This window comes from Singulisphaera rosea, assembly GCF_054877945.1.
Window position 1 is genome coordinate 123,889 of the sequence record NZ_JBTYIP020000025.1, and the last position, 15,645, is coordinate 139,533.

Here is a 15,645-nt window from a genome sequence, read left to right on the forward strand (position 1 = left end):
ATCGGCCCTCGGCCCCGATTGTCCCCGGACGGCCGAGCCCTCCTTCGGTTCGATCACGTCTCGGCGGGGATCGTGTACTCGACGTAGAGCGGAAAATCCGGGTCTTTCTCGGCATCGGCGGGGAACTTACCCCCGAACCGGACCCGGCCGCGGAAGTCGGTCCAGGCCCGAGACCCGAGGAGCGACGGGTCGGCTTCCTCGTCCAACCCCTCCGGCGATCCGTGGTCGGCGCGGATGATTCGCCCCTTCGTAAACCCGTGGAGGGCTTCGTAAACTCCGTGTGCCGGCATCTGCCAACCGGTCTTCGGTGGCCGTTTGGTGCTTGCGTACGCCTGGTCGGTCGGGATCATCGCCACGAGCTCGCCGCTCGTCATCTCTTCAAGGCCACCGGCCCTCATCGTCGCGTTGTGGCTGCCGTGATGCCCGACCTTGTAGAACACGGCACGATTGAGCAGATCCTTCGACGTCACCTCGACGTCGCGCCCTGCCGCATCCTTGTATTTGAAGGTCAGCGATCCCCAGGAAAGCCAGTTGCCGATCTGGGCGTCGCCGGGAAAGATCAGCGTCCGGCCGTCGGCCAACTCGAATGCCACGGCGAAGCTCGTGTTGTTCACCGCCACGTCGAGCTGCAAGGCCAGCCGGCTGAGTCCGCCGACGAGCCAGTCCTGGTCGATCCGCCGCCACGCGGAGCCCGGGTCGAAAAGAGGGTCATTGGCGAAGCCGTAGCGCTGGCGGAAGAACGGGTCATTGGCCGCTTCTTCCTCGCTGAGTCGATAACGGGCATCGAACGGACCGAGGGACGTCTGACGAGCTTTCGTCCCTTCAGCGTCGAGGGCGTCGACCGCGCCGAGCAGGGAGACCTGGGCGACCATCAGTTGATATCCCTGGTCGCCCGTCGGGTCCATCTTGCGAAGTTGCGAGGCGCTCCGCGGAGGGCCAAGGACATAGGCGTTGACCCCCTCGGTTTTGGGGACCGATCGGCGATCGCCTGGGCTGAAGAAATTCTTGGCGTCGACTTTCTCCCGCAGCCAATCCATGGTCGTGCCCAGGTCCATCCGCTTCGCAACGGCCCCAGCGGCCGCCACGCCGAGCCCTTCGGCCGCCTCGAAGTTAGGGCCGAGGAAGTCGAGGACACTCTGCGACGACACCAGGTCGTCGGGGAGTGCGTCCTCGTCGGCCAACCCGAGGTGGCCTCGGACGGCACCGAGGGCGGCCACGAGCTTGGCCTTCTTCTTGCCGAGCTCGGCCTTCACCGAGCGAGCGTCGGCGTCGTCGGGGTTCTCGGCCCAGGACATCCAGACTTGCTCGAACGTGAACGAGCCCTCGAAAATGTCATTGGCATGAGAGAATCCTGAAATATGATCCCAGTGCTCATGCGTCACGATCAGGAGGTCGATCGTGCCGCCGGTTTCCTGGAGGATGTCCTGGGCCACGGCCCGCATCCGCTCCGGCTCGCCGGGCGTGTTGAGGAAGACGCCGCAGTCGATCAGCACGCGAGTTGGCTTGGCCTGCTTACTGTCGCGGAAGGTCAGGAGGAAGCAGTCGCCCAGCCCCTGGCAGTACATTCGGATCGTGACGCCAGGCGGCGAGACGACAGTCGCCTCGGCGGTTTTCGCTCCCTTCCGACTTGCCCCCCTTGCGGCACCCGCCGAGGCCTGAGACTTGGACTTGGTCGTTGCCGTTTTGTTGCCTGCCGCCACCTCGGGCACTCTCGCGGCAGTTTTCTTTTTCGCCATCGGTGAATCCTCGAGAGGGGCGGTACGATGCTTGGGTTCGGCGTCTCAAGGCTCAACGGGCCAACGTCGCGGATGGCCGGATCAATCGTCCAAGGTGTGGAGCAGGGCAAACGGGTTGCGATCGCGCGAGCCGAAATAGGTGATGGAGGCCGAGACCAGGGCCCCGGTCTGCTCGAACTCGCGCTGGGCATCGAAGCGATCGCCGTTCAGGACCGACTTGCGGACGCAGTAGCGGATATCGCCGCTCTCGCGTTCGATGATCAGCGAGCAACCGCCTCGGAACCAGAAGTCGGGTGGTTGCGGAGGGGGCGTTCGACTCGATTGGGGTTTGTCGTCGTCGATCGAGAACAACCAGGGGGTCTTGGCATCGTCGATCGTTTTCTGGATTTCAGGGTCGAAGTACCCGGCGCGACGTTGGACGATCTCGGCGACGAGGTCGACGCGCTGCTGGCCATCGGGCCCGATCCGGGTGCAAGGGCGGATCGAGTGGACCTCGAACTTGGGCCGGCCAAACCTGTTGCGGGGGATGCTCTGAAAGTCGTCCCCGAGGACGTAGAGCCCGAGCGGGTTGTCGTCGCCGATCGCCTGACGAGCGTAGGTATAGATCCATGACCGGAGTTGCCGTTCGGCCTGATTCATCTGGAGGAAGACGGCCCGACGGTCGGCGTGGAGGGTCCAATCGGTGAAGTCGAGCTCGGCGACGATCCCCCGGAGCACGTCCCGTTCATAGGAGGTTGGCGGGCCCCAGAGGAGGGACGTCTCGTCGAGGACGTTGACGTCGGGCGGATAGATCCCCCAACTCCGGAAGGCGTCGATCACGGCGACGCGATAGTCGAGGTCGTCGTCACGCACCAGGTCATAGTCGGCCGTGATGAGCGCCCGCAGGTATTCTCCGAAGCGGAGGTCGATGGGAGGGACATAGTCGAGCGCCCGCACGCACATGTTCAGGATGTGGCGGGCCGACTTGGACGCCTCGATCGCCAGGCGGTTCACGAGGTCGGGGTGGATGTCACCGTCGGGGAGCTTACCGGTCCCGCCGGTGGCGATCCTGTAGAGGTCCTTGGCCCTTCGCGCGTAGATATTCTGGAACGCCAGGAAGAGGGCCGCCATGAGCACCGCCCCGCGGTCGTGGGGCTCGACGGTGGAAGCGTACAGGGTCGGATCGGGCTTCGTGTCGAGGTACCGTCTCAAAGCGCCGCGATGGTCTCCCATCGCTCGGCCGAACTGCTGGGCGAGTTGGCCGAGCAGGTTCTCCTGCTTCAGGTCGCCCCGCGTCTTTGCGATCTGGCTACGGACGACGTCGATGTGGGAGAAGTGCTGGAACAAGGCCACGGCGTCGGCGAACGCCTCGTGGAAGGCCAGGAGGTCGGGGTTGCTGGGATAGAGATAGTAGCGATGCAGGCCATGGAGCAGGGCGTGGGTCGTCTCGTGCGCGACGATGTCGAACGAGAGGCACGTGAACACCGTCCCGCCGGGCAGGGTCTCGCCGCCGGCCTGCTCGCGCGAGGGGAAGTAGCCGAAGAGCAAGGCGTGCTTGGTGGGGTCGTAGAACGCGTTGGCCTCGCGCAGGGCGTGGGGATAGATCCTCAACCGAGGGACGTAGGTCGACTCGTCCGAGGCCACCGGGATGACCGTGCCGGTCGCGTCGCGTTCCAGGTGAGGAGCCCAGAGGGCGACCCGGCCGAGGGCCTTTTCGAAGGTCGAGATCGTGGCCATCGCGACCGCATAGCACATCTGCTGGTGGAATTGCGGGTTGGACTCGGACGGGGGGAGTCCGTCCTGCGCCGTGAGCCGGGCGTGGCTCAGGTTGACCGGCGGATAGAAGCAGCCGCTCGCCGGGTCGTAGTCGATCACCTCGAGGTATTCGCCCACCGGCCCCTCATTCAGTTGGCCCTCAGGTTCCCAGGGGATCTCGATGGTGATCTTGGCGATCTCGAGCGTCTCGAGCCGGATCGCCAGCAGGGGGTCGAATGAGAACACGCGCAGGCGTCGACAGGACGGGGTCGGCGGCTCGATCCGGCTGGGAGGAAGCTCGACCGGTGCGGTAAGTCCGTCGCCGACCAACGATCGTGTCGGTGCCGGTTGAGTTGCCTGTGCCACCGCCCGGGCCGTGGCGGATGGGGGCGGCGCCGGCGTCTTCAACAGCGACACTGGCTCGTCTTTCGCGGCCTTGTTGCCTCCGGCGGCAGCGGCGAGTCCCGGGCTGACGACCTTCTCGATCTCGGGTGCATCGCCCCTGAGGATCGCGCGAACCGCGGACATCACCGCGAGCTGCATCGGCAAGACCGAGTGCTCCGCCCCTTGGGCCCGATAGGTCCGCACGCCTTTCAATCGGGCGAGACTGTCGGGGACGGTGCCGTCGCCCTGCACATTGATGGTGGCACTGAGCTTGCCATTCGCGAACGCGACCGCCCCCACCGTCGACGTGGGCCCCTGGTCGCCGAGGATGATCGCAGTCCGGTCGTTGAAGAAGACCGTGTCGACGCTACCTCCCCAGCCAAAATCCGAGGAGAGGCGGTCCTTATCGACCTTCGACTGCCAGAAGTCCGGGTCTTTCATTGCCTTGGGGTTGAAACCACCGACAGGGAATTTCGACTCATCCCATGGCAGGAGTTGGTACGCCCCGGTCCAGGACCGGAGGACCTCGTTGAAATCGGCCGGGATGTCGACGTTCAGACGCCGCAAGGTGTCGATCGACCCGTGATCGCCGGAGATCGCCAGCGCCGCCGAGAAGGTCCCGAAGGTCGCCGGGCCGAGGAGGACGAGGTTGCTGACCAGCCGTCGCGCCTGGTCGGCGCCGAGGTTCTGGATGGCGCGTCGCGCGACGAGCGACCCCTGGGAGTGTGCGATGATGTGGAGGGGCCTGGGCCGCTGGCCGATTCGCCCGCGGATCAGGTCCGTGAGCAGGTCCGCCGAGCGGCCGATATCCTTGCGCCAGTCGAACGGGAAGATCTGCACCGAGTAGCGGCGGATCTCGAGGTCGCCCCGCAACAAATCATAGATGACCGGGATCGCCCCATGCGACGCGATCCGGATACTCGGGTCGGCATCCTTGTCAGGCTTCGTCTTGTCGAAGGCTCCAAGCCTCAAAGCCGAGAGCTGCGCCCCGCCACCGGGCAGGACGAGCCCAGGGTCGACCCAGATCAGGCCGTTCCCCCCCACATCGTCGGTGAGCGCACTCCCCAGGAAGCCCGGGACGATGATCACGTCATCGGTGCTGGCGAACAGACCAAGCCGCATCCCCTGCCGCTTCTGCTCGTCGTGGACGAGCCGCAGGTGCGCGAGTTGGTCCTCGGTCAGGAGCTTCTGCGACTCGTCGGGGTCGGCCGCCTCAGCCTCGAGGAGTGCGAGGCCGTCGGGTTGTTCGAGCACGGCCTGGAGCGAGCCGGCCTGCAGGATCCGCTTGCGACGCTCCGCCGAGTCGATGGGCAACGGGACGGCCACGGGACGACCTCCGAAGGTGATTGACAGACAGCCGCGGCCGATCCAGGCGCAGACCGGCCTTAACCGCAGAATCTCGGCGCACAGACTCTCCCGCGGGCGACATCGCCCCGGAGCGAAGATGGTGAAAGCGGACGACCGCCAGGCCCAACGCACCAGCCCCGGACCGGGCTGGTGACGAGCAAATTCGAGGTCGGAATGGCGAAGCCGAATCAAGAAGCGTACGTCAATTTAGCGCATTTAGTTAAACCCGCCGAATCGCATCATTCAACTAAAATCTTGTAAAATCCAAAATTCTGTTCAAAAACGACGTCTCATCCTCTGTCAAATCAAATCCCCAAGCAGGGCTCCCTCAAATCCATCGTAGTTCCACCCAATCTCTAGGCCCGGTTTCCCCCGATTTCGAAACTCGATTTTTTCTTCTGAGCCGGATTTCCGGCGAGGCAAACATCCGGGCCTCCTGCCACAAGCGTCTTCAACGTCCTTCCCTCGATATCCACGCTCTGCCGGAGGAATCGAATTTCGGTGCATACGACGGGCCAATGCCTTGAGAGGATGGCTTCGCCTCATGATCGTGGCCCCGCTAAGATGAGAACGACATTGGTGTCCGGCCATCCACTGGCATACCGGCGATTGAGGGCAGTCATGGAACTCGCATCGGTCAGGGAGTTGAACGAGGCACTCCGGCATTCAATCATCGAACCGTTGGCTAACTCGTGCGCCGTTATGTCCCAATCCCACGAGAACCCGTCCCGATTCGCCGTCCGCCCGCTACAATGATCCCAGGCCGCGAAGGGGCTGGACCGCGCGTCCCCTTCAATCAAAAGGGGAGGGCACCTTCAACCATGAGCACCGCCTCGCTGGAACAGGCCTGCGCGGCGAAAGAACGGGTCAAGGAACTCTGGGGCCACATACCCTCGCTCGTCGGCGTCGGGATCAACCGAGTCGACGGCGGCTTCGGCGTAAAGGTAAACCTGAGCGAATCCGCCCCGACCGGTACGAGCCTCCCCGAGTCGATCGACGGTGTCCCCATCAGTATTGAAATGGTCGGCCCGATCCATAAACGCTAGCCTGACGTCAGAGCTCCCGGAAACGCGTTCGCTGGGAGACCTTTGCCGTGCCCCTACAGCGGTTGACGTAGGCAGATCGCACGAGGTGAACGGTTTCGCCCGAAATCCAAAGCGCAGCCAACTCTAATTGTGTGCGATGCCGTTGACAACCGCTGTAGATCATGGCATCTCCGCCCCGGATCGCTCCCTCGCTCCGACCGTCCCCAAAGCCCACCGCGACACGTCCAGAGCATACCCTTGTCGCAGCCCATCGACCGGGCCATCCGCACTCGACTCCGGTCCCTACGCCAACGCTCGTCCGATGAGCGCCCAGCCTTGAGGGCGCACTACAGAGATTGGTGAGGTGTGTCTCATTTAGCCGGAGATTGGCTGGCCTCTGGGAGGCCGACGATCACGGTCCCCCCGCGGTTGATGATATCGATCCCGGGTGATCGCGGCCGGTTGTGGAGCGCGTCGGCGACGCGTCGAGATCGCTCGTAGAGGTCGTCGTGACTTTGGGTTCGACCGTTTCTCGGGCCGGGGTGACGGGTCCAGGAGACCCAGGAGCGTCGTACCGTATCCCCCGAACTGGAGTTGAACATCATGTCCCCGAACCAGGCGTCTAGGCCCTTCTCCACGCCGTCCCCGCGCCGAAGCTCGCCGCATTGGGTGAACAGCTCGAGCGGGAGAGCGCCGGGGATTTTTGGCCCGAGATGCACCTGGATCTTACCTCCCTGTGATATCATCCGGTGATCGGCCTTTTGCGATAACTCGCGGGTAGGCTCCCAGAGGGTCTCGCCGAAGTCGTTCTCGACGTCGACCTTCCCTCCCACGTCGCCGATCGTCAGACTTCCCTTGCAGTATCGAAGCTGCAAATCGCCATCGATGTTGCGATAGACCGACGGGAAGGGCTTCGAGGGCTGGGTGACCGCACTACCGGGCCCGGAGTTCGCCGAACCGGCCTGCTGGAACGCCGTGGCGATGACCTTCACGCTCCCGTGGATCCCCTCGACGCGCTCGAAGGGGAGGTTGGTCGCTTCGAGCGAGCCGCCGAGATTCACCACCTCGTAGACACTCTCATACCGGCGGTTTCCCTGGCCGGACACCGACAAAGGTGCATTCAGGTCGTGGACCTTGATCCGACCCAGCCCCCCCGTCACGGCCACCTTCCGGCACTTCGGCACGAGCAATGTGAGCCTGGCATGTCGCCGCCATTCCGAGCCATACGAGCCGGCGCCTTGCTCGTTCGTTAACTGAATGTCAATTTGGCGATTCCCTTCCTGATGAGTGAGGCCTTTCAGGGAGACATAGGGGAACTCGCAATCGAGATATTCGGCGAAGGGGAACGACCGCAACTCCCCTTGGAGCTCCTCGACGTCCTTGAACTTCGGGTCGTCGCGGACGTTTCGATAGAAGCCGAATCGCTCTTTCCCCGAACTCTTCGTGGCGATGAGCTCGATCCCCTTGAAGTCGTCCTCCACACCACCTTTGCCGTCGTCGAGCACCGTCTTTTCGAGGATGCATTCGAGGTCGGGGCCGTCGTGCCCGCGGATCTCGATCTCGGCGATGTCGACCAGCAAGAGGTCATCGGGCTTGAGCGCCAGGCGGGTGGTTTCGGTCCGCCTGTGAATCTCTGCGCCGGGTATGTAGAGCTTCGCCTTCTCGATGGTTTGGAGCAGGGTTTCGAGCTTCCCCTGAAGTTCCGTAATCTCACGTCGGGCTCGCTTCGAGTCGATGTCTCCGTCGTTGATCCGACCGCGAAGGCTGCGGATACGCCCCTTCAAGTCATCATACGATTTCAGGATCGTGTCATCGATGAAATAGGCTGCCCCCAGCGTGTGCTCGAAGATTGAGTAGTTCGCCGGAGCCTTGTTTAGGCCTACTCTCTTCGTTTTCGGTTCGTCTGCAAACGCGGTGGTCAGATGACCCGCCAACAGGAGCACGAAAGGGGCCCAGAGATGCATGTCGACCTCCGAAATCGAGGGATAGGCGCGAGCCTCGAACGAGCCTCCTCACGCTGAGGAGCGGCCTCTGTCAGGCGGTTAAGACCCGGGACGCATCGCACGGATACCAGCTCGAAGCGTCAGCGAGTGAATTCTTCCCGATTTCTTTCAGCAAGATTCACTCGCTCGCGCATCGGGTGGGTCAAGGGTCGTTCGGGTCGCCACTTGGCGGGTGCAACCCGAGTGTGATTCGACCTAAAAGTCGTTCGGACGTTGTACAGGCAGACGGGCCTCGAGCGCCGCGACGTCACGCCGGACGTCCAGCAGATCGGCACGCCGGGTTAGGTCATCGAGTTCACGCCGGAGTGCGACGACTTCCTTTTCGAGTCCCTCCAAACCCCGGGACGAATCGCGTCGGTTTTCGACGCGCGAGATCACGACCTCGGCGCCCCGGGGCCTCTCTGGCCCGGGCGCCGGGGACCGGAGCATCCACCGGCCGAGGAGACCGGCCACAAGCGCGGTGGCCAGACACCCCGCAAGCGCCGGCGCGAGCCGGGAGGGGCGACGGACCTCGACCGAGGCTTCCGGGATGGCCGCCAGCCAGAGGCGGCGGTCCGGGTCGGCGAGCGGGATGGCCCCGGCGAGCGTGTCCGCGATCGCTTCGAGTTGGCTTCGTGCCGCAAAGCATCGAGGGCAGCGGGCCGCGTGACGCCTCGCCCGCCACCTTCGAATCCACCCGCCCGTGGTCAGGTCGGCCGGCAGCAGCTCGCAAGCCCGGCTCATTGGAGTCGCCTCCGGAGTTGTTCGAGAGCGGCGTTGAGCCGGCTCTTGACGGTCCCGACAGAAAGGCCCGTGGCCGCGGCCACGTCTCGAAGCGAGAGTCCCGCGGTGTAGTGAAGCACGACAACCTCCCGGAGTGTGGCGTTGAGAGTCGAGACGGCCTCGTTCACTCGCTGGGCACTCTCGACCCGCTCGGCAACGGCAACGGGGTCGCGATCCGCTCCTGAGCTTGCGATTGCCTCGTGTTCGAACAGAGGAGTGTGCGTTTGGGGACGACGGGACTGGTGGTCGAGATACGCGCGGTAGGCGATGGTCATCAACCAGGCACGGTCGTTCCTCAACCGAGGCCGTTCCCCGAGATGCTTCCAGACCCGTACAGCGACATCCTGGAAGACATCCTCAGCGTCATGTCGATTGTCACAAAGCCGCCGCAACATCGCCAAAGCCACCGCTCCGTGACGGTCCACCAGGGAGAGGAAGATTTCGCGGTCTGTGGCCATAACATCCCGCCGCCCACACCAGGTCTTCCCGTTGCCGGACCATTGATCTCGGCCCGAACCGCGTCATCCGAGGAGTAAGACCGTGATTTTCGCCAAGGTGTTCGACGGTTTGTTTGGCGAGGAGGAAAAAGGTCTGTCGAGCCAGCACACGATTCATCTCGACGGCCAAGGACCGAAGGAGTGCGAACCTCGTTATCCTGACATCTGTCCGGGGAGTGAGAGCCCGTCTAAGTGGTTTCTCGTGGGGTGAGACCGCTTCGACCCAAATCGGAATCTAGTCGAGCCGAACCCATGCGACCGATCACCTTCTCGCATCACGCTCCGGGGAGCGATCGTCGGCATTTCGTCACGGAGGCCGAGGTCCGGTTCCTCCTCGAGCGACTCCCGACGCGATTATGGGATCGGCTCGTGAGGGTCCATTTCAACGACCATTCAAGGGGTCGACGTCTTCTCGGCTATGTGACATGGGGGAGAAATGAGATAGCCCTGTGTGGCTTGCCCCCTCGGGTGAGCTTGTCGTCGTCCTTGGGACGCAGTCGATCGCCCGCTCGGTTCGGTGCGGTCCGCGGCTGTCAGTGGCCCACCCTCGCCGTCCGACGGTTCATGCTGTATGACGTCTTCCTTCACGAGTTGGGTCACCTCCAGATCGTCGACAAGTATGCCAAGTCGAAGCGGCGAAAGTTCGCCCACGAAACGCGAGCCCAGGACTTCGCCGAGTACTGGTGCCGCGAGTTGTGGTCGCGCCCTTCAGGACATCCTGATCCGGTTCACGGGCCGCCGACGCCCGAGGAAATCAATACCCTCCGATGTGACTGGGTCGCCTCGAATGGTGGGTACAAGACGGGGCTGCTCCGCGAGAATGCGAAGCGTCACGAAGACGCCGTGTTGCTCTTCACCAAAGCCGTCGAGCGATACCCGGACCACGCATTCGCCCTGGAGCGGCTCGGCGTGCTGACCTACTCCGGCGTCGGGACGGCCCCATCCAACGCCTCGGCCCTCGAGCGCTTGAGCCGGGCCATTCGTCTGGATCCGTCGCTATTCGATGCCCATGTTTTTCTCGGGTTGGCCCTGTCGAGAGAGGGTCGGCAGGCCGAGGCGCGAGCGGCCTTCGAGCGGGGGATCGTCCTCGACAGGTATTCCCCTTTGGTCTTGACTTTTTATGCCGACGCCCTGGCGGACTGGGGCGAGTTCGCCGAGGCGGAAGCCCTCTTCCTCAAGGCGATGCGGCAGGATCCAAGCCATCCTCTGCCGGTCCGAGATTATGGACGGAGCCTATTGAGGAACCACAACCCCGAGGCGGACGACAACCTCGAGAGAGCCATCGAACTCTTCGAGCGGGCCGTCGCTCTCGATCCCCGTGACGCCGAATCCCACTACAGGCTCGGAAATGCCTTGGCCTGCCTCGAAGGTGAAGAGTTGCGGGCCATGGACCACCTCCGGACTGCGTTGCGACTGAAAGCCAATCACCGGAAAGCTGCTGAGATGCTCGCCGAGCTCGAGGCCGATCAAGGACGCGAATCGTTGGCCCCATAACCCGGCGATTCCCGCAAACCTGGGCTTTCCGCCCGATGTCTGGAAGTGTGATTCTCAACGGCCCGTCCCGAAACCCGGTTTCTTCTCAGAAACCGGGTTGGCTCATGAAGCGAGATCGGTGCTGCCACACGTGTCCACCATGCAATGTGGTTCCCACCTAATTCGGGTAGCACCGGTTGGAACAACCGGTGTCGCGCAGCGACAAGAGGTCGCAGGCAAGTCATCGGGATCGAAAGTTCTCGCCAGGCATGGACTTATGCCTCGTCCCAGCCCGCTTGATCGCCTCTGTGGACCGCATTCCCTTGCGGGGTAGGCCGATGTCACGGACGATGGGCCTCTTGTCGCTAACGCGACACCGGTTGTTCCAACCGGTGCCACCCTTGACCCGCTACATCCAGCACTAATTTCGCATCTTGAGCCAACCGGGTTTCTGCGGGAGAGACAACGACATCCCGGGGCTGAGTTGTCGACATCGAGTGCGTCAGAAACCCGGTTTTTAAGAGAAACCGGGTTTCGAGACAGGCACTCACCCCGAGCCGTCAAACCACCTTGGCTTTCCGATCCCACTGCTCCTCGGCCGAGCTGCGGCGGAGGTAGAGGGGTTCGAGGAAGAAGGGGTCATCGCGACGACCGGTCTCCCAGGTTTCGAGGGCGAGGTGGGCGAGATGCTCGGGGTCGGGCCGGTTGAGGGCGGGGTCGAGGATCCGCAAGGAATGGGGTAGGGGAGGGGCGTTGCGGTCGAGGGCTGGGCCGAGGACCAGGGTCCCTTCGGCGAGGCGGGCGGCCCACTCGGCTCGGGGCTCGATTCTCGTCGGCGAAATCCGGAGGAGAGGGGCGGAGGGTCCGGTGCGTGCGAAGTCGGCCGAGTAGACGTCGCCGCGTTGGGCGTCGGCGACGACGGAGATGAGGAGGGCGTCGGGGGGGGCATTCCGGGCGATGACTTCGAGGCTGTCGAGGCCGACGAGCGGCTTGCGGGACGCATAGGCCAGGGTCTTGGCCGCGGTCAGGCCGATCCGGAGTCCGGTGTACGAGCCTGGGCCGAGGCCGACCACGAGCCCGTCGAGGGCGGAGAGGGCCAGCCCCGCGTCACGCAACAGGGTGGCGAGGGTCGGTACGAGGCTCCGGCCATGCCGCAGGGCGGGGTCGGGGGTCGCGACGTGGATGTCGCCCGACGCGGTGGCGACCGCCAAGGCGGCGCGTTCGGTCGAGGTGTCGATTGCCAGGAGATTCATGCGCGAAGCCATACCCGTCCCCGTCCCTCAACCCCGGGCGAAAGGCCAGGGAAACCTCCCATTCGGGGCATGGAGGCATGGCCTTGACCTTGACCCCCGGACTCCGAACTCTCTATCCTAGAGAGATTGTGAGCGGTTGTGATTGACTTTTCCAGGGCCTGGTTTCCCGCCTCTGGCGTCCTCGGAGGTCGCTTCCGGTGCGTCGTGCTCTGATCAGTGATATTCACGGGAACCTCGAAGCTCTGGAGGTCGTCCTCGACGACATCAAGTCGCAGGGGATCACCGACATCTTCTGCCTCGGCGACATCATCGGCTACGGCCCCAACCCGCGCGAGTGCATCGACCGCGTGATGGATAACTGCCGGGTCACCCTCCTTGGCAACCACGACCAGGGGGCGATGTTCGACCCGGATGGGTTCAATATCGGCGCCGAGCGAGCCATCTTCTGGACTCGCGAACAACTCGAGAGCGCCAGCGACCGTGTCAACAACGAGCGGCGCTGGGAGTTCCTGGGCGAGTTGCCCAGGACCCACCGCGACGAACCCTTCCTGTTCGTCCACGGCTCTCCACGCAACCCGCTCAGCGAATATATCTTCCCCGAAGACATCTACGACCACCGCAAGATGGGACGGCTGTTCCAACTGGTGGATCGCTACTGCTTCCAGGGGCATACCCACGTCCCGGGCGTCTTCACGGAAGGATACCAGTTCTACGCGCCCGAGGAGATCGACAACGAATACACGCTGGGCGACGGTAAGCTGATGATCAACGTCGGCTCGGTCGGCCAGCCTCGTGACGGCGACCCTCGCGCCTGCTACGTGATCCTCGATGACGGGCGTCCCGCCCCGTCGAACGGGTCCGCGGCCCTGGAGGACACGACGGTCCCGACAGGCCCCGTCCGCGTCACCTTCCGCCGCCTGGCGTACGACTTCGAGACCACGATCCGGAAGATTTACTCCATCTCCGAGCTCGAGCCGTTCCTCGGCGACCGGCTTCGTCAAGGACGATAATTCGGAGCGGCCCCGGCGCCTCCGCGCGTCGGGCCCCCCTTCAACCGACCTCCTCCCCTCTCCCGATGTGCCACACCGCCACGGCCCGAAGGTCCCCGCACCGATGAGTAGTGAGAAGCGGCTCGTGATGTTCATGATCCTCACGTTCTTCTCGTTTCTGGGTGTCCAGTACGTGATGGACGTGACGGGCCTGAACCCGCCCCCCCCCAAGAGTCGGGGCAAGGCCCTGGCCAAGGCCAAGCTCGACCCGAAGGCCGAGGCCACCAAGGTCGCCGACGCCGCGAAGCCGGGCGAACCCGCCAAGGACAAAGACGCCGCGGCGAAGAAGGCCACCGACGAGCCCCCCAAGCCGGGCAACGCCGCGAAGGCGCCCGAGCCGGAAATTGCGCTGGCCAAGCTCTCGGAGCTCGTCATCGGTTCGGCGAAAGACCAGCCCGAAAACGGGTATCGACTCGAGGTCCAGCTCGAGCAGAAGGGAGCCGGCGTCGCCTGGGTCCTGTCGTCGCGATATGACGCCGACGTGGACGGCCGACGGCAGGTGAAGCGGCCCCTCTCGATCCTCAAGTACGACCCGAAGTCCCCCCCGTCGCTGGCGATGAGCGTCTTCACCGGCGAGCGGCCGGCGGCCCCTGACGACGACGATAACGCCCCGATCGCCGTGGCCGGGCCGGGAGAGATCCCCCTCGACACGACCCTCTGGGAAGTCGTCCGCGACGACAAGGGACGCGCGGTGCGCGAGATCTCCGAGCTCGACAAGGCCACCAACGCCAAGCTCGAGGGACAGGAGATCACGTTCCGCACGACCGCCTACAACGGCTCGGCGACCCTCACGAAGCGGTTCCGAATCTGGAAAGGGCGCGACGACTTCGAGCTGGCGCTCGGGTTCGAGAGCCCCCAGAAGGAGCAGTCGCTCTCTTACCGGTTGATGGGACCGCACGGGATCCCGATCGAAGGGGAATCGTACACGGGCACCTTCCGCGACGCCTTCTTCGGGCAGGTCCGGAACAAGGGGACCGAGATCGACACCAGGCCGGCCGCCGACATCATCAAGGCCGGCGCGAAGCGGTTCGAGAACACGACCCTGCCGCTCCACTTCGCGGGGGTCGAGAACCAATACTTCGCCGCCTTCCTCGAGCCATTCCCGGCCCCGAAGACAAACGAGGACCGCTGGGATCGCGAAGCGTTCGCCACCGTGATCGACGCCCGGCCCGACGCCCCCCAGAAGGCGGACATCTCGGTCGAGATCGTCTCGAAGCCGGTCAAGTTCGGGCCGAATCGCACAGTCTCGCAGTCGTATCGCATCTACACTGGACCCAAAACGATCGAGTCGCTCACCCCCTACGGGGCCGAAGGACTCGCTTCGTACCGCAAATACCAGTGGATCGGCATCCCGGGTGCGGCCTGGTTGTCGATGAACGTCATCGCCCCGTTGCTCGACCGGATCTACGCCCTGACCGCCCAGGTCTCGCAGCTCTTCGGCGGCAAGACTGGGAATTACGGCATCGCGATCATCCTGCTCACGCTCCTCGTCCGGATGTTCATGTTCCCGCTCGGGCGCAAGCAGGCGCTCGCCGCCAAGAAGATGCAGGATCTCCAGCCGCTCATGAAGGAGCTCCAGGAGAAATACAAGGACGACAAGGAGCGGCAGACCCGAGAGACGCTTGGCCTCTACAAGAAGCACGGCGTCAACCCCGTCGGCGGCTGCCTCCCCGCACTCATCCAGTTGCCGATCTTCGTCGGCCTCTGGCAGGCGCTCAACAACAGCGTCCACCTGCGGCACGCCTCGTTCCTGTACATCCAGAACCTCGCCGCGCCGGACATGCTGTTCCGGTTCCCGACGGAGCTTCCGTTCCTCGGCCAGTACTTCAACCTGCTGCCGCTCCTGGTCGTCTCGCTGATGATCGTGCAGACGAAGCTGTTCGCGCCCCCGGCGACCACGCCCGAGGCCGAGATGCAGCAGAAGATGATGAAGTACATGATGGTCGTCATGGGCTTCATGTTCTACAAGGTGCCCTCGGGCCTGGGCCTCTACTTCATCACCAGCAGCACCTGGCAGATCTGCGAACGCCTCTTGCTCCCCAAGGTGACGTCGAACGTCGCGGTCGACCAAACCGGCGACGACAAGAACCCGCCCGCGGGAGGCAAGGGGGGTGCCGGCGGTAATGGCCGTGGACCCGGCGGAAACCCTCCGCCCCCGCCCAAGCCCCCGGGCAAGCTCGCCCAGTTCTGGAAGCGGGTCCAGGAAGAGGCCACCAAGGATCCGACCTATCGGAACCTCCTCGACGAGCGCGACAAGGCCAGGGATCCCCAGAAGGACAAGGAACGAGGCAAGGCGAACCCCAAGTCCCGCCCCGGCCGCCGCCGCTGAGTGCTCCCTCGAAACCCGGTCTCTTCTCAAAAAAACCGGGTTTCTGATGGGCT

General features: G+C 64.1%; 11 protein-coding genes. 5 read left to right on the plus strand and 6 right to left on the minus strand.

Annotation, left to right across the window (positions count from 1 at the left end):
* Window positions 1-53 precede the first annotated feature (53 nt).
* Window positions 54-1,736, minus strand: a complete 1,683-nt coding sequence (locus ACYOEI_RS31020; RefSeq protein WP_462853633.1) for an MBL fold metallo-hydrolase — start codon at window positions 1,734-1,736, stop codon at window positions 54-56.
* 81 nt (window positions 1,737-1,817) lie between these two features.
* Complete coding sequence (locus ACYOEI_RS31025; protein ID WP_462853635.1) at window positions 1,818-5,180, minus strand: hypothetical protein; 3,363 nt, start codon at window positions 5,178-5,180, stop codon at window positions 1,818-1,820.
* 842 nt (window positions 5,181-6,022) lie between these two features.
* Here ACYOEI_RS31025 and ACYOEI_RS31030 point away from each other — a divergent pair.
* A complete protein-coding gene (locus ACYOEI_RS31030) occupies window positions 6,023-6,247 on the plus strand; it encodes a hypothetical protein (protein ID WP_462853637.1) in 225 nt (74 codons plus the stop codon).
* 350 nt (window positions 6,248-6,597) lie between these two features.
* Here the strand turns inward: ACYOEI_RS31030 and ACYOEI_RS31035 are convergent, their stop codons facing one another.
* The 3 genes from ACYOEI_RS31035 to ACYOEI_RS31045 all read right to left on the minus strand — a co-directional run bounded on the left by ACYOEI_RS31035 (window position 6,598) and on the right by ACYOEI_RS31045 (window position 9,449).
* Window positions 6,598-8,190, minus strand: a complete 1,593-nt coding sequence (locus tag ACYOEI_RS31035) for a hypothetical protein (RefSeq protein WP_462853639.1) — start codon at window positions 8,188-8,190, stop codon at window positions 6,598-6,600.
* Window positions 8,191-8,424: 234 nt separating this feature from the next.
* The gene (locus ACYOEI_RS31040; RefSeq protein ID WP_462853640.1) at window positions 8,425-8,952 is read right to left on the minus strand and encodes a hypothetical protein; all 528 of its coding nucleotides are present in this window, start codon (window positions 8,950-8,952) and stop codon (window positions 8,425-8,427) included.
* Window positions 8,949-9,449 carry an RNA polymerase sigma factor gene (locus tag ACYOEI_RS31045; protein WP_462853642.1) on the minus strand — a complete coding sequence of 167 codons (501 nt, stop codon included), beginning with the start codon at window positions 9,447-9,449 and terminating at the stop codon, window positions 8,949-8,951. Before ACYOEI_RS31045 ends, ACYOEI_RS31040 begins: the two co-directional genes overlap by 4 nt.
* A gap of 82 nt (window positions 9,450-9,531) precedes the next feature.
* Between ACYOEI_RS31045 and ACYOEI_RS31050 the strand changes: the two genes are divergently transcribed.
* Together ACYOEI_RS31050 and ACYOEI_RS31055 are read left to right on the plus strand one after the other, a co-directional pair.
* Window positions 9,532-9,699: a hypothetical protein gene (locus ACYOEI_RS31050; RefSeq protein ID WP_462853643.1), complete on the plus strand. Its 168-nt coding sequence runs from the start codon at window positions 9,532-9,534 to the stop codon at window positions 9,697-9,699.
* A 275-nt stretch (window positions 9,700-9,974) separates the two neighbouring features.
* A complete protein-coding gene (locus ACYOEI_RS31055) occupies window positions 9,975-10,982 on the plus strand; it encodes a tetratricopeptide repeat protein (RefSeq protein WP_462853644.1) in 1,008 nt (335 codons plus the stop codon).
* A 539-nt stretch (window positions 10,983-11,521) separates the two neighbouring features.
* On the opposite strand, the gene tsaB is transcribed toward ACYOEI_RS31055, so the two are convergent.
* Window positions 11,522-12,226 (minus strand): tRNA (adenosine(37)-N6)-threonylcarbamoyltransferase complex dimerization subunit type 1 TsaB, encoded by a 705-nt coding sequence (gene tsaB / locus ACYOEI_RS31060; protein ID WP_462853646.1) that lies wholly within the window; start codon window positions 12,224-12,226, stop codon window positions 11,522-11,524.
* 185 nt (window positions 12,227-12,411) lie between these two features.
* Here tsaB and ACYOEI_RS31065 point away from each other — a divergent pair, with 185 nt between their 5' ends.
* Window positions 12,412-13,224, plus strand: coding sequence for a metallophosphoesterase family protein (locus tag ACYOEI_RS31065; protein WP_462853647.1), 813 nt, complete (start codon window positions 12,412-12,414; stop codon window positions 13,222-13,224).
* 103 nt (window positions 13,225-13,327) lie between these two features.
* On the plus strand, window positions 13,328-15,592 hold the full coding sequence (gene yidC / locus ACYOEI_RS31070) for a membrane protein insertase YidC (RefSeq protein WP_462853649.1): 2,265 nt from the start codon (window positions 13,328-13,330) through the stop codon (window positions 15,590-15,592).
* Window positions 15,593-15,645: the final 53 nt, after the last annotated feature.